Source organism: Streptomyces sp. NPDC058464 (assembly GCF_042721035.1).
In the GTDB taxonomy this organism is placed as follows: Bacteria; Actinomycetota; Actinomycetes; order Streptomycetales; family Streptomycetaceae; genus Streptomyces.
Genome location: NZ_JBHXMA010000082.1, coordinates 8871 through 22896, shown reverse-complemented (window position 1 = coordinate 22896; position 14026 = coordinate 8871). Strand labels below are relative to the sequence as shown.

At 69.4% G+C, this 14026-nt stretch carries 15 protein-coding genes and 1 pseudogene; 1 reads left to right on the top strand and 15 read right to left on the bottom strand.

Annotated elements, in window-relative coordinates; translation table 11 throughout:
- Nucleotides 1-102: 102 nt before the first annotated feature.
- The 10 genes from tatC to ACFWPQ_RS50135 form a co-directional block, all read right to left on the bottom strand.
- A complete protein-coding gene (gene tatC, locus ACFWPQ_RS50180; RefSeq protein ID WP_384051567.1) occupies nucleotides 103-1047 on the bottom strand; it encodes a twin-arginine translocase subunit TatC in 945 nt (314 codons plus the stop codon).
- A 47-nt stretch (nucleotides 1048-1094) separates the two neighbouring features.
- A complete protein-coding gene (gene tatA, locus ACFWPQ_RS50175) occupies nucleotides 1095-1379 on the bottom strand; it encodes a Sec-independent protein translocase subunit TatA (protein ID WP_384051564.1) in 285 nt (94 codons plus the stop codon).
- 261 nt (nucleotides 1380-1640) lie between these two features.
- On the bottom strand, nucleotides 1641-1835 hold the full coding sequence (locus ACFWPQ_RS50170; protein ID WP_384051561.1) for a hypothetical protein: 195 nt from the start codon (nucleotides 1833-1835) through the stop codon (nucleotides 1641-1643).
- Between the two features lie 10 nt (nucleotides 1836-1845).
- Nucleotides 1846-2106: a hypothetical protein gene (locus ACFWPQ_RS50165; protein ID WP_384051570.1), complete on the bottom strand. Its 261-nt coding sequence runs from the start codon at nucleotides 2104-2106 to the stop codon at nucleotides 1846-1848.
- A gap of 117 nt (nucleotides 2107-2223) precedes the next feature.
- Nucleotides 2224-3234, bottom strand: a complete 1011-nt coding sequence (locus ACFWPQ_RS50160; RefSeq protein ID WP_384051558.1) for a helix-turn-helix transcriptional regulator — start codon at nucleotides 3232-3234, stop codon at nucleotides 2224-2226.
- Between the two features lie 19 nt (nucleotides 3235-3253).
- Nucleotides 3254-4207 (bottom strand): helix-turn-helix transcriptional regulator, encoded by a 954-nt coding sequence (locus ACFWPQ_RS50155; protein ID WP_384051554.1) that lies wholly within the window; start codon nucleotides 4205-4207, stop codon nucleotides 3254-3256.
- A 205-nt stretch (nucleotides 4208-4412) separates the two neighbouring features.
- Nucleotides 4413-4784 (bottom strand): FKBP-type peptidyl-prolyl cis-trans isomerase, encoded by a 372-nt coding sequence (locus tag ACFWPQ_RS50150; protein WP_384051551.1) that lies wholly within the window; start codon nucleotides 4782-4784, stop codon nucleotides 4413-4415.
- Between the two features lie 74 nt (nucleotides 4785-4858).
- Nucleotides 4859-5860, bottom strand: coding sequence for an FKBP-type peptidyl-prolyl cis-trans isomerase (locus tag ACFWPQ_RS50145; protein WP_384051548.1), 1002 nt, complete (start codon nucleotides 5858-5860; stop codon nucleotides 4859-4861).
- A gap of 114 nt (nucleotides 5861-5974) precedes the next feature.
- Complete coding sequence (gene pafA, locus ACFWPQ_RS50140; RefSeq protein WP_067429457.1) at nucleotides 5975-7336, bottom strand: Pup--protein ligase; 1362 nt, start codon at nucleotides 7334-7336, stop codon at nucleotides 5975-5977.
- 9 nt (nucleotides 7337-7345) lie between these two features.
- On the bottom strand, nucleotides 7346-8605 hold the full coding sequence (locus ACFWPQ_RS50135; RefSeq protein ID WP_384051545.1) for an MFS transporter: 1260 nt from the start codon (nucleotides 8603-8605) through the stop codon (nucleotides 7346-7348).
- An 88-nt stretch (nucleotides 8606-8693) separates the two neighbouring features.
- Here ACFWPQ_RS50135 and ACFWPQ_RS50130 point away from each other — a divergent pair, with 88 nt between their 5' ends.
- A complete protein-coding gene (locus tag ACFWPQ_RS50130) occupies nucleotides 8694-9719 on the top strand; it encodes a LacI family DNA-binding transcriptional regulator (RefSeq protein WP_384051542.1) in 1026 nt (341 codons plus the stop codon).
- Nucleotides 9720-9790: 71 nt separating this feature from the next.
- Here the strand turns inward: ACFWPQ_RS50130 and prcA are convergent, their stop codons facing one another.
- From prcA to dop, 5 genes and pseudogenes are all read right to left on the bottom strand, one after another.
- Complete coding sequence (gene prcA, locus ACFWPQ_RS50125; protein WP_384051539.1) at nucleotides 9791-10546, bottom strand: proteasome subunit alpha; 756 nt, start codon at nucleotides 10544-10546, stop codon at nucleotides 9791-9793.
- Nucleotides 10547-10615: 69 nt separating this feature from the next.
- The gene (prcB, locus tag ACFWPQ_RS50120; RefSeq protein WP_384051536.1) at nucleotides 10616-11461 is read right to left on the bottom strand and encodes a proteasome subunit beta; all 846 of its coding nucleotides are present in this window, start codon (nucleotides 11459-11461) and stop codon (nucleotides 10616-10618) included.
- Nucleotides 11413-11616 (bottom strand): annotated as a pseudogene (locus tag ACFWPQ_RS50115) (endonuclease domain-containing protein); the annotation flags it as partial. The pseudogene ACFWPQ_RS50115 and the gene prcB, both read right to left, overlap by 49 nt.
- Before the next feature lie 160 nt (nucleotides 11617-11776).
- A complete protein-coding gene (locus tag ACFWPQ_RS50110) occupies nucleotides 11777-11995 on the bottom strand; it encodes a ubiquitin-like protein Pup (RefSeq protein ID WP_316774888.1) in 219 nt (72 codons plus the stop codon).
- Nucleotides 11996-12190: 195 nt separating this feature from the next.
- On the bottom strand, nucleotides 12191-13702 hold the full coding sequence (dop, locus tag ACFWPQ_RS50105; protein WP_368857556.1) for a depupylase/deamidase Dop: 1512 nt from the start codon (nucleotides 13700-13702) through the stop codon (nucleotides 12191-12193).
- Nucleotides 13703-14026 lie beyond the last annotated feature (324 nt).

The window sequence follows — 14026 nt, the reverse complement described above, 5'->3', positions numbered from 1 at the left end:
ACTGAAAACCCCACCAAAATAAACCCAACCAGCCAAAAACGTACAACTAAGAGGTGCCCCCGTACGGGTCCGCGCCCACCTCCTGTGTCCGGGGTCGCCCTGTCAGGTCACGTCGTCGTAGCCGTTGACCCGGTCCGGGCCCTCGGGCAGCGCGCGGCTGGCGGAGACGGTCTCGATCTCGCCGATGTCGTCGGGCGTGAGGTCGAGGTCGGAGGCCTCGTCGTCGTCGAGGCCGTCGTCGTCGCGGCGGCGCCTGCGCCGGTCGTTGAGGAGGGAGAACGCGACCGCGCCGAAGTACAGCACCCAGATCGGCCCGGCGAGGGCCAGCATGGAGAGCGGGTCGGTGCTCGGCGTGGCCACGGCCGCGAAGACCGTGATGCCGAGGATCATGGCCCGCCACCAGCCGAGCATCCGCTTGCCGGTGATGATGCCGGTGAGATTGAGCATCACGAGGAGCAGCGGCAGCTCGAAGGAGAGGCCGAAGACGATCACCATACGGGTGACCAGCTGGAGCAGATCGTCCAGCGGCAGCAGGTTGGCGATGCTGCCGCTCGGAGTGAAGTCGATCAGCACCTTGGCCGTGGTGGGCAGCACCTCGTACGCGAAGTAGGCGCCGCCGAGGAACAGCGGGGCGCCGGTGAAGACGAACGCGTAGGCGTACTTCTTCTCGTTCCTGTGCAGACCCGGGGCGACGAAGGCCCACAGCTGGTAAAGCCAGATCGGCGACGCGAAGACCACGCCGGCCGTCAGGGAGACCTGGAGGGCGAGCGTGAAGGGGGCGAGCAGGCCGTCGATGGTGATCGTGGCGCACTTCTCGCTGCCACCCGCACTGTTGATCTGCGAGAAGGTCTGATGGCAACCGATCGAGTCGAGGATCGGTTTGGTCAGGAAGTTGATGATGTCGTTGTAGAAGAAGGCGGCCACCACCGTCACGATGACGATGGCCAGCATGGCCTTCGCGAGCCGGTTGCGGAGCTCACGAAGGTGATCCGCGAGAGGCATCCGCCCCTCGGGATCCTTCTCCTGCTTGCGGGCAGACTTTGGCAACCCACGTCCTCATCTCGTGCGGCAGGCCGGGGGCTACCGGCCTTGCGTCAGCGCTGGGTGGTGTCCGACGGCTCGTTGACCGGGCGGGAGCTGGTCACGTCGCCGGGGGACGCCTGGATGGTGCGCTGGGCCTGGGCCTGTTCGCCGGAGGCGGGCGCCTGGGCGGAGGTCGTGGTGTTGCCGTCTTCCTTCATCGCCTTCGCCTCGCTCTTGAGGATGCGAGCGGACTTGCCGAGCGAGCGCGCCATGTCCGGAAGCTTCTTCGCGCCGAACAGCAGGATGACGACGACAAGGATGAGAATGATCTCGGGGGCTCCGAGCCTTCCGAACATAAGTCTTTACCTTCTCACCGAGGCGGCTGGGTTGGGGTGCTGTCCGATCCGTCGGACATGCGTCCGAGTGATCGTGCTGTCAGCGATCGTAACGCTCAGGGGTAAACGTGAGGCAATCCCCGTGCGTACTCCCGGTCCGCGGCACGGGCCTCGTTCTCCGTGCCGCGTGCAGCAGCGTACCTGCCCCTGCGGGCACCGTGACAGGGCGAAGTGACGCAAACCGCTTGTGGCCCACTACTCACACCCCTTGCACAGCGGGGGTCACAGCGTGTCCACAGTACGGGCCGCGCTGACGGCCGCCCGCTCCAGGTCCTCGGCGGCCCGGTTGATCCGCCGTGCCGAGTCCGCGACCTGCGCTCCCAGCCGGCGCGCCTCCAGGAAGACCCGGACGGCGAGCACGCCGAGCACGGCGAGCCCCACGAAACCCACAGCTACCGCGACCATCGCCCAGAACATGGGGCCGAGCCTAGACGGTGGGGTTCAGCCGCAGTGTCCTGACCCCGCCGCCGGTGAGCAGTTCGACGATCCGCTCGCCGGCGGGCTTACGGACGGCGGACCCGCAGTCGGGGCAGGTGAAGGAGTAGAACGTCGTCTTGCTGGTGGCTCCGATGGCCAGGCGCAGGGCGCTCGCGGTGAGCTCGAAACTGCCATGGCAGTGCGGGCAGCCGGCTCTGAACACCACGGGGACCACGCGTCTCATCCCGGCGAAGGCGGCCGCGACCGTCATCTCCCGCGCACCCGCGCCGCCGGAACCGGAAGACTCGTTCAGAACCCCGGAAGACTCGTTCAAAACGCCTGCCCCTCCTTCTTGGTCGTTCGCCTCCGGAGCGCGCGCTCCTCCGGCTCACTCATGCCCTTCCTCATCGCCGTGCCCGACGTGGTCGTACGCCGCCAGTGCCTCGCGGGCCGCCCGGCGGGCCGCGTCGGCCAGCTCGGGCGGTGACACGATCCGGCCGTCGCCGCCGAGCCTGAGCGCCAGCCGGCGCAGGGAGGCCGGATCGGGGGTGCGCAGAGTAATACGCAGTCCGCCGTCGGGAAGCTCATCCGCGCTGTCGTGCGGGTAGTACTCGGCGACCCAGCGGCCGGCCGGGCCGACCTCGACGACCACCTCGGGGTCCTCGGCGGCCGGCTGCACCAGGGCCTCGGACAGGTCGCGCAGCTCGATCTCGGGGGGTGCGGACGGCTCGTCGAGGATCTTGATCTCGGCGACCCGGTCGAGCCGGAAGGTGCGCCGGGCCTCGGAGCGACGGCACCAGGCCTCGACGTAGGTGTGGCCGACGCTGACCAGGCGGATGGGGTCGATCTCGCGCTCGGTGACCTCGTCGCGGGCCGGTGAGTAGTAGCGGATCCACAGCCGGCGGCGCTCGGCGATCGCCCGGTCGACGTCGGCGAAGACGCCGCCCTCGGACTCGAACGTCACCGACAGCCGGGCGCTGGCGTCGCCCGCCTCGCCGGCCGCGGTCTCCACCTTGGCGGTGGCCCGCAGCAGCGCCTGCCGGTCGCCCTCGCGCAGCCCGGGCAGGGTGGCCACCGCGCGGGCGGCGACCAGGAGCGCGGTCGCCTCGTCGGCGGCGAGCCGGAGCGGTTCGGCGGCCTCCTCGCCGAGCGCGGACGCGTTGTGCCACCAGATCCGCTCGCCGTCGGTGTCGATGTCCAGCAGGTCGCCGCCCCGGAAGCTGGTGCCGCACATGGGCAGCACGTCCAGGTCGGAGACCAGCTCGTCCTCGGTGATGCCGAAGGCGCGCGCCACGTCCGCGATCCGGGCGCCGGGGCGCTCGCGCAGGTAGGTCACCAGGGAGAGCATCCGCCGGGTCTGGTCGATGGCGTTCACGGGCCTGACCGGTTTGCCTGCCACTGTCTTGCTCCGCTCCCCCTCAGTCCTTGGCCACGGCCCGCAGCCGGTCCACGACGTCCGCCCGCAGCTCGGCCGGCTCCAGGACCACCACGTCCGGCCCGAACTCCACCAGCCAGGCGTCCAGCCCGTGGCCGTACGGAATCTCCAACTCGTCCCAGCCCTCTCCGAGTTCCCGCACCGCGGTGGCCTTCGCCCGGAGGGGGTACCCGGCGCCCGAGCGCAGCCGGATCAGCGCGGAGCGGTCGGCGATCTCCCCGGCCCAGCTCGCCACGGTCTCGCGGACGGTGACGACATCCGGGACCGGCGCGGTGAAGGGCGTCCCCCGGGAACGGACCTTGCCGGTGATCCGGGACAGCCGGAACACCCGCTCGGCGCCCCGGTCGCGGTCCCAGCCGGCCAGGTACCAGTGGCCGCGCCAGCACTCCAGGGCCCAGGGCTCGACGTTGCGGGTCCCGGGGTGGGCGGCGGTGGCCTTGCGGTAGTCGAAGACGACCGGGCGGCGGTCCCGGCAGGCCAGCATCAGCGGTTCGAACGCGGCCTCGTGCACGGGGATCCGCGGCTCCAGTGCGCCGTGGGCCTCGTACGGGTCGACGTCCTCGGGGAGGCCGGCCGCGCGCAGCTTCTGCAGGGCACCGCTGGCGGCGCCGGCGAGCCGGGCCTGCTGCCAGACCTTGGCGGCGAGTCCGAGGGCGGCGGCCTCCTCGGCGTCCAGGGTGATGGGCGGCAGGCGGTTGCTGTCGCGGCGGGCGAGATAGCCGACCTCGCCGTCCAGGTTCTCGACGGTCTCGATCACCAGTCCGAGTTCGCGGAGATCGTCCTTGTCCCGCTCGAACATCCGGCTGAAGGAGTCGTCGCTGCCGGCTTCCAGGTAGGCCTCAATGGATTCCCGCAGCTCGCGCTTGCTGAGCGGCCGCCGCGTCCCCAGCAGGCACAGCGCCAGGTTCATCAGCCGCTCGGCCTTGGCAATGGCCATCGACGCCCTTCGCCTCCCTATGGTGCTTCTGACCGATGACCGTACCGCTCCGGAGTGTCACGGCAAAAGTCAGTACAAACAACGAGGACCCGAACGGACACGACACGACAAACACCGAGGGCCCGCGCGCATGGCACGGGCCCTCGGCCAGCCGGTTTCCGACCAGGACCGGTCAGCACCCGAGGGCGCCGGCCGGGTACCGGGATCAGACCGCGATCAGGTCCACGACGAAGATCAGCGTCTCGCCGGGCTTGATCGCCGGCGTCGGACTCTGGTCGCCGTAGGCGAGGTGGGCCGGAATGGTCAGCTGACGACGGCCGCCGACCTTCATGCCCTGCACGCCCTGGTCCCAGCCCTTGATGACCCGGCCGCCGCCCAGCGGGAAGCGGAACGGCGCGCCACGGTTCCAGCTGGCGTCGAACTCCTCGCCGGTGCTGAACGCGACACCCACGTAGTGCACGGTGACGGTCTGGCCGGCCTGGGCCACCTCGCCGTCGCCCTCCCAGATGTCCTTGATCTCCAGGTCGACCGGGGCCTCGCCCTCGGGGAAGTCGATCTCGGGCTTGTCGATGCTCACGTCTTCGGCTCCTGCTTGTGTACGACACGGAACCCGGACAGTCTTTCATCCCCGTCCGCGTGCCGCCCGCGCGACTACATCGCCGCAAGAATGTCCACCGTGAAGACCAGCGTCGACCCCTTCTTCACCACACCACCGCTCGGCGGGTTGTTCCCGTAGGCCAGGTCCGGCGGGGTGACGACCATGATCCGGCTGCCCACCTTCTTGCCGGTGATCCCCTGCGCCAGCCCCTTGACGACCCCCTGCATCTGCTCGATCGAGAACTGGGCGAGCCGCCCGCTCTCGTACGTCTGCTCGAAGACCTTGCCGCTGTCCCAGACCTCGCCCTTGAACTGGCACAGCACGGTCTGCGCCGCCTGCACCACCGCGCCGTCGCCCTCCAGCACGTAGTTCGAGACCAGCTTCGTCGGCGGGTCGACCTTGGGAATGTCGATGGACGGGGCCTTGCCGTCCGTGTTCGTGCCGACCTTGGGCAGCGCGGCGTCGCTCTGCGCGACCTCCTTGCCCGTGCTGGAGCTCTTGGAGTTGAACGAGTTCAGCACGTCGACCACGAACACCAGCGTGTCCGTGCCCTTGATCCCCGCCTGCGCGTTGCCCGAGCTGCCGTATCCCCAGGTCGGCGGCACGGCCATCAGCACCCGGCTGCCGACCTTCTTCCCGGCCAGCCCGTACAGCCAGCCGTCGATGATGCTGCCCGAGGCGAGCTGCATGAGCAGCGGCGTCCGGTCGTACGACTGGTCGAAGACCTTCGCCGTGGACCAGATCTGCCCCAGGTAGTTGGCCTGGATGAAGTCGTTCTCCGCGACCGTCTTCCCGCTGCCCGCGATCACCGTCTTGACCGCCAGGTTCTTCGACGGGTCCCCGCTGCCCTTGGCGACCGTCGGCTTCTCGTCGAACTTCGTGCCCGCCGTGATCGCCGGCAGCGGCCCGTCCACGATCTTCGGCGGCGGCACCGACGCGGAGGCCGACGGCGAGGCACTGGCCTTGCTGGAGGAGGACGACTTGTCGTCACCACACCCGGCGAGCGTGACCAGTCCTGCGGGAACTGCAGCAAGGAGAAGAGAGCGTCGGCGCACGGAAGAGCCTCGTAATCGGTCGATCTTGCGGATGGCGTGCGCGCAACTCTACGACGTGAGAAGGGCGCCGTACGGAAAACGTACGGCGCCCGTGTGGCGTTCTGTGCCGATCTCTCACATACCGGCGATGAGCTTCTCCACCCGGTCGTCGACCGAACGGAACGGGTCCTTGCACAACACCGTGCGCTGCGCCTGGTCGTTGAGCTTCAGATGCACCCAGTCGACCGTGAAGTCCCGGCGCTGCTCCTGGGCCCGCCGGATGAAGTCACCGCGCAGGCGCGCCCGAGTCGTCTGCGGCGGCACCGACTTGCCCTCGAAGATCTTCAAGTCATTGCAGATCCGCGCGGCTTGCCCCTTCTTCTCCAGCAGGTAATACAGACCACGACGACGGTGAATGTCGTGATAAGCGAGGTCTATCTGCGCCACGCGCGGATGAGACATGGTCATGTTGTGCTTGGCCCGGTACCGCTCGATGAGCTGGTACTTCATCACCCAGTCGATCTCGGTGCCGATCCGGTCCAGGTCCTCGGCCTCGATGGCGTCCAGGGTGCGGCCCCACAGCTCCAGCACCTGCTCGACCGTGCCGGTGCGGATACCGCGGCGCTCGCAGAAGTCCACGGCCTTCTCGTAGTACTCCCGCTGCACCTCGAGGGCGGAGGCCTCCCGGCCGCTGGCCAGGCGCACCTTGCGCCGGCCCGTGATGTCGTGGCTGACCTCGCGGATCGCCCGGATCGGGTTCTCCAGGGTCAGGTCACGCATCACCGTGCCCGCCTCGATCATGCGCAGCACCAGGTCGGTGGCACCGACCTTCAGCAGCATCGTCGTCTCGGACATGTTCGAGTCGCCGACGATGACGTGCAGCCGGCGGTAGCGCTCGGCGTCCGCATGCGGCTCGTCGCGCGTGTTGATGATCGGCCGGGAACGCGTCGTCGCCGAGGAGACGCCCTCCCAGATGTGCTCCGCCCGCTGGCTGACGCAGTACACCGCACCGCGCGGCGTCTGCAGCACCTTCCCGGCGCCGCACAGCAGCTGCCGGGTCACCAGGAACGGAATGAGAATGTCCGCGAGCCGGGAGAACTCCCCGTGCCTCGCCACCAGATAGTTCTCGTGGCAACCGTAGGAGTTGCCCGCCGAGTCCGTGTTGTTCTTGAAAAGGTAGACGTCGCCCGCGATTCCTTCCTCATGCAGGCGTCGTTCGGCGTCCACCAACAGCCCTTCGAGAATGCGCTCGCCGGCCTTGTCGTGGGTGACCAGTTCGGTCACATTGTCACACTCGGGTGTCGCGTATTCCGGATGTGAGCCCACGTCGAGATAGAGCCGGGCGCCGTTCCGCAGAAAGACATTGCTGCTACGGCCCCATGACACGACACGGCGGAAGAGGTACCGCGCCACCTCGTCAGGCGACAGGCGGCGCTGTCCCCTGAACGTGCACGTGACGCCGTACTCGTTCTCCAGCCCGAAAATGCGGCGGTCCATGACTGAACATTACGCCCGATCCCCTGAGCTGAAACGGGGTTCGGCAGCACGATTTGGATCATTTTCCGAACCGGCCGCAACCACCGCACCCCCACCGGGAGCTGCGAGGACCCGCCCGGTGACCGCCAGGACCAGCAAGGACACACCCCCTGCCGCACCCGGCACGGCGAACCCCCACAGGGCCCCGCCCGCCTCGACCACCGGGCCCGCCAGGCCCGTTCCCACCGACGCCCCCACTGTGAACGTCGTCACAAGCCAGGAGAACGCCTCGGTGACCGTACCCCTCGGCGCATGCCGGTCCACCAGCACGAACGCACACGCGATCGCCGGCGCCAGGAACACCCCGGCCAGCACGGTGAGCAACACCATGGCCACTGCTCCCGGCATCAGCATCAGCGGCAGGTAACACACCGCCAGAAGGGCCACCAGCACCCGCAGTCGCCGCGCCGGCTCCCCGGCCCACCGCCGCGCCCCGTAGACGGTGCCCCCCAGCAGCGCGCCGATCCCCAGCGCGGCCATCAGCCAGCCGTACACCGTGTCACCGCCGTGGTCGTCCGCGTACGGCACCGACGCGACCGTGATGGAACCCAGCGCCATCCCGACGAAAAGGAACGCGGCCAGCAGGGCCAGCAGCCCGGACGAGCGCAGCGCGCCCAGCCAGTGCGCCTCGCGCGGCGCCGAACGCCACGCGCGCGAGGGCGGCGAGACCACGACCGAGAGCGCCCCGAGGACGCCCACCGCGTTCACGACGAGCAGCGCCGCCTGTGCCGACCACAGCGACACGCACAGCGTGACCAGCAACGGCCCCACGGTGAACATGACTTCCTGCGCCACCGCGTCCATCGCGTACGCCGTGTGCACCTGGTCGTCCTTCCCGAGGACGCTCGGCCACAGGGCGCGCAGACCGCCCTCCAGCGGCGGCGCGAAGAGCCCGGCCGCCGCCACGGTTCCGTAGGCGAGCGGCAGCGGGTCGGTGCCCGTGAAGGCGAAGCCGGCCATCGCGAGGGCCGACGCGAGCGCCGCGGGCAGCTGGACCCGGGGCTGCCCGCACAGGTCGACCAGCCGCCCGAGCACCGGCTGGCCCACGGCGTTGGCCACGCCGTACACCGCCGCGAGCGCGCCCGCGAGGCTGTACGTGCCGCCCTCCGCGCGCACGAACAGCACGATCGCGATGGCCGCGGTCGCGTTCGGCAGCCGGCCCACCAGCGTCCCCGTCAGCAGCCGGGCCGCGTGCCTCGCCCTGAGGATCTCCAGGTACCCCGCGGCCATGTCCCACCTCCACGTTTTACGTATAACCCCGCCTCCCATACGTACCATGTGCGCTGTTCACACGTCCAGACGAAGGAGCCCACCCCCGGTGCCACGCAGCAGCACACGCCCGACGAGCCGCGACGTCGCCCAGGCCGCCGGCGTCTCCCAGGCGGCCGTGTCGCTGGTGCTGGGCGACAAGTGGCGCGGCCGGGTGTCCGAGGCCACCGCCGAACGCGTCCGGGAGGCCGCCCGCGACCTCGGCTACCGGCCGAACCTCGCCGCCCGCAACCTCCGCCTCGGCCGTACCCGCACCGTCCTCCTGGTCGTCCCCGCGCTGACCACGGAGTTCTTCGCGGGCGTCTACACCGGCGCCGCCCGCGTCGCCTCCGCGCACGGCTTCGGCATGGTCCTCTACCCCTCCCCCGAGGGCATCGGCCCGGCCCGCGACCCCTTCGCCTCCGCGCAGGCCGCCCTCGACGGCGTGATCGCCTCCTCCATGGCCGCGGACGCCCTCACCGCCATCCGCGGCGACCAGCTCCCCCTCGTCATGCTCGACAGCGACCCGGACGGCAGCCTGGGCGCCGCCACCGTCAACCTGGACATCGCCGACGGCGTGCGCCAGGTCGCCGACCACCTGCTCGGCCTCGGCCACCGCCGCTTCCTGCACCTGGCCGCGGACATCGCGTCCTGGACCTTCGAGGTACGCGCGCGCGAGCTGGCGGCCCGCACGGCGGGCGTGCCGGGCGCCTCGGTACGCACGGTCCGCGCCCCGATCTCGATCGAGGGCGCCCGCACCGCCACCGAGGCCGCCCTCGCCGCCCCCGGGCCCCGGCCCACCGCCCTCGTCTGCGACGACGACAAACTCGCCGCCGGCGCCTACAAGGCCCTGCGCCGCCGGGGTCTGCGCGTCCCCGACGACATCTCCGTCACCGGCCTCGACGACCTCGCCCTGGCCACCGCCATCGACCCCGAGCTGACGACCGTGCGGCTGGACGCGGAACTCTTCGGCGCGCGCGGTATGCAGGCCCTCCTCGCCGTCCTGGAAGGCCGGGAGCCGGAGCGCGGGGACATCCCCGTCGAACTGGTCGTACGGGGCTCCACGGCGCCGCCACGGGCGTCATGGCCTTCGTGAGCCGCACAGACGCCCGCGCCCCGTCCGGTGGTCACCGGACGGGGCGCGCAGGGCGGGGCTGATACGAATGGTTACTCGACGTCTCCGCCGGACTCCTCGGCCTCGGCCTCGGCGGCCGTGGCCGCACCGTCCGACTCCAGCAGCCGGCCCAGCTGCGGGCCGACGATCCGCCTGAACTTGCGCTGCTGGGGCCGCGTACGGTCCAGCACCGCGACTTCCAGGCGCTCGGCGGGAATCTCCCGCTGCGTGCCGTTCGACTCCCGCGACAGAGCCGTCACCGCCAGCTTCAGGGCCTCCGCGAGCGTCATGCCGTCCCGGTGCTCACGGTCCAGGTAGGTGCTGATCTGTTCCGCGTTGCCGCCGACCGCGACCGAACCGTGCTCGTCCACGATCGAACCGTCGTGGGGCAACCGGTAGATCTGGTCGCCCTCGGGGGTCTCCCCCACCTCGGCGACGACCAGTTCCACCTCGTACGGCTTCTCCGCGGCCGACGAGAAGATGGTGCCCAGCGTCTGCGCGTACACGTTGGCAAGGCCGCGCGCGGTCACGTCGTCACGGTCATAGGTGTAACCACGCAGGTCGGCGTAGCGCACGCCGCCGATCCGCAGGTTCTCGTACTCGTTGTACTTGCCGGCGGCCGCGAAACCGATCCGGTCGTAGATCTCGCTGAACTTGTGCAGCGCGCGGGACGGGTTCTCACCGACGAACACGATGCCGTCGGCGAACTGGAGCACGACCAGGCTGCGGCCGCGCGCGATGCCCTTGCGAGCGTACTCGGCACGGTCCGCCATGGCCTGCTGGGGTGAGACATAGAACGGCGTCGACACCGGTATCCGTCCCCTTCCTTAGGGTTCCGTCGAAGTCACTGGGATCACCTTGATAAGAACGCCGACGCGCTAGAGCAGCGCCGCGCGCGGGCCGTCGGGCTCCTCCAGGCGGCGCGCCAGCACCACACGGGCGAGCTCGGCGGACTCGTCGTCGGTGAGCCGACGGAACCCGTCCTCGGTGATCACGGTGATGATCGGGTAGATCCGGCGGGCGACATCGGGACCGCCGGTCGCCGAGTCGTCGTCGGCCGCGTCGTACAGAGCCTGCACCACCAGTGTGGTCGCCTGCTCCTCGGTCAGGTCGTCACGGAACAACTTCTTCATGGCACCCCGCGCGAAGATCGAGCCGGAGCCCGTCGCGGAGAAGTTGTGCTCCTCGGAACGGCCGCCCGTCACGTCGTACGAGAAGATCCGCCCCTTGGCCCGGTCCACGTCGAACCCGGCGAACAGCGGCACGACGGCGAGCCCCTGCATGGCCATGCCGAGGTTGGAACGGATCATGGTCGACAGCCGGTTCGCCTTGCCCTCCAACGACAGCTGAGCACCTTCGACCTTCTCGAAGTGCTCCAGCTCCAGCTGGAAGAGCTTCACCATCTCCACGGCGAGACCGGCGGTGCCGGCGATACCGACGGCCGAGTACTCGTCGGTCGGGAACACCTTCTCGATGTCACGCTGGGCGATCACATTGCCCATGGTGGCCCGACGGTCACCGGCCAGCACGACCCCGCCGGGGAAGGTCACCGCGACGATCGTCGTCCCGTGCGGCGCCTCGATCACGCCCTGCGTGGGCGGCAACTGCCGCTTGCCGGGCAGCATCTCCGGCTGATGGTCGGAGAGAAAGTCCATGAACGAAGAGGACCCAGGCGTCAGGAAGGCAGCTGGTAGACGCCCGGTGCTACGAGTGTTGGCTTCCACGGAGTTCCTTCCAGGTAAGCGGCTGCCCGACGAACAGCGTCGGGATCATCTCCCAACTTGCCGATGGCCGAATTGCAGTTGAAGCACGGTATGCCCCGGACCCTACCCGTCTTGTGGCGGTGATCCACATGTGTGGGCGGGGCAGTCGGACAGATCTCGCGGAGTCCGCGGCGATACCGGAAATCCTCAAGGTTCGCCCGTCATACGGCGAAGGCTGCGCGCGGCTTGGCCTGTCCGCACCGCGCGCAACACTTCACCGTCGACGCCCCTGGCACTCCCGAACTCCGCCCACCTTCGATTCGAAGGGAAACGAGCTTACTGCCCGCCCTTTTGGACAAAGGACCGCACGAAGTCCTCTGCGTTCTCCTCCAGGACGTCGTCGATCTCGTCCAGGACGGAGTCCACGTCGTCCGACAGCTTCTCGTGCCGCTCCTTGAGGTCGCCCGAAGCCTGCGACTCAGCCGCCTGCTCCTCGACCTCCTCGGTGGAGTGCGTCGCCTTCTGCTGTCCGCCGCCGGTGTCCTTGGTTGCCATAACCCTCACCCCGCTCAGTTCGCGTTCGCCCGACATGGGTCGACAGGTCGGCTTCCTGCCGATCGGTGATGATCAGACCCTACAAGCCGGGTCCGACATCGGCCCCGCAGTTTCTCCAACGTACGGGGGCCACCTCGATGATTCCCGGACGCCGGGGTTTTGACCCCGGTCGCCCGGTGTGCTCCGGATACCCGCTCAGCCCCCGGAAAGGACCCTGACCAGGTCTTCCGCGGTGCGACAGCGGTCCAGGAGCTCCTTGACGTGATTTCGCGTTCCGCGTAGCGGTTCCAGGGTTGGGACGCGCTGGAGGCTGTCGCGGCCCGGAAGGTCGAAGATGACCGAGTCCCAGCTCGCCGCGGCGACGTCGTCGGCGTACTGCTCCAGGCAGCGGCCGCGGAAATAGGCCCGGGTGTCCTCGGGCGGGCTGGTGCGGGCCCGCTCCACGTCGGCCTCGTCCAGGAGCCGCTTCATGCGCCCACGGGCGGCGAGGCGGTTGTAGAGGCCCTTCTCGGCCCGCACGTCGGCGTACTGGAGGTCCAGGAGGTGCAGCTTGGCGGCGTCCCAGTCGAGGCCGTCACGGCGCCGGTAGCCCTCCATGAGCTCCAGCTTGGCGACCCAGTCGAGCTCTCCGGAGAGGCTCATGGGGTCGTGTTCCAGGCGGTTGAGGGTGTCCTCCCAACGGGCGAGGACGTCCTTGGTCTGGTCGTCGGCGTCGGCGCCGTAGCGCTCCTCGACGTATTTGCGCGACAGCTCGAAGTACTCCATCTGGAGCTGGACCGCGGTGAGTGTGCGTCCGCTACGGAGGGTGACCAGCCGCTTCAGCGTCGGGTCGTGGGAGACCTGGTGGAGGGTGCGTACGGGCTGGTCGACGGCGAGGTCGACGGCGATGAAGCCGTCCTCGATCATGGAGAGGACCAGGGCTGTGGTGCCGAGTTTCAGGTAGGTCGAGATCTCCGACAGGTTCGCGTCGCCGATGATCACGTGGAGGCGGCGGTACTTCTCGGCGTCGGCGTGGGGCTCGTCGCGGGTGTTGATGATGGGCCGCTTGAGGGTCGTCTCCAGACCGACCTCGACCTCGAAGTAGTCCGCGCGCTGGCTGAGCTGGAAGCCGTGTTCGTGGCCGTCCTGGCCGATGCCGACGCGGCCGGCGCCCGTGACCACCTGGCGGGAGACGAAGAAGGGCGTGAGGTGGCGCACGATGTCCGAGAAGGGGGTCTCCCGCTTCATCAGGTAGTTCTCGTGCGTGCCGTAGGAGGCGCCCTTGTTGTCGGTGTTGTTCTTGTAGAGGTGGATGGGCTGGGCACCGGGGAGCTGGGCGGCCCGTTCGGCGGCCTCGGCCATGATGCGTTCGCCGGCCTTGTCCCACAGGACGGCGTCGCGGGGGTTGGTGACCTCGGGAGCGCTGTATTCGGGGTGCGCATGGTCGACGTAGAGGCGTGCGCCGTTCGTGAGGATCACGTTGGCGAGGCCGATGTCCTCGTCGGTGAGCTGGCTGGCGTCGGCGGCCTCGCGTGCGAGGTCGAAGCCCCGGGCGTCCCGCAGCGGGTTCTCCTCCTCGAAGTCCCAGCGGGCCCGGCGGGCCCGGTGCATCGCCGCCGCGTAGGCGTTGACGATCTGGGACGAGGTGAGCATGGCATTGGCGTTGGGGTGGCCGGGGACGGAGATCCCGTACTCCGTCTCGATGCCCATTACTCGCCGTACGGTCATGCGGCCCTCCTTGCCCGGCGGAGCCCTCGGTCGTGGGCTCCGCTCGCGTACCGCTGGCGCTCCGGTGCGTGTGCGGTGCCCGTCCCCGCACTGCGCGACTCGGCGGTAGGAATGAGCCTAGAACGCCTCTGCGCTGGTGGGGAGATCATTTGCGTCATTGCCTTGCTCGCCTCGGTTCCGGTTCTGGCCGGAAAAACAGTCGGCTGCGGGTGCCCCGGGAGGGCACCCGCAGCCCCCCAGTGTTTTAAATGTACATTCCCGTGTTAGCCCCCCAGTCGAAGGAGCGTCCGGTTTCCCCCCCCACAGATACGGTTATTTGGGGAC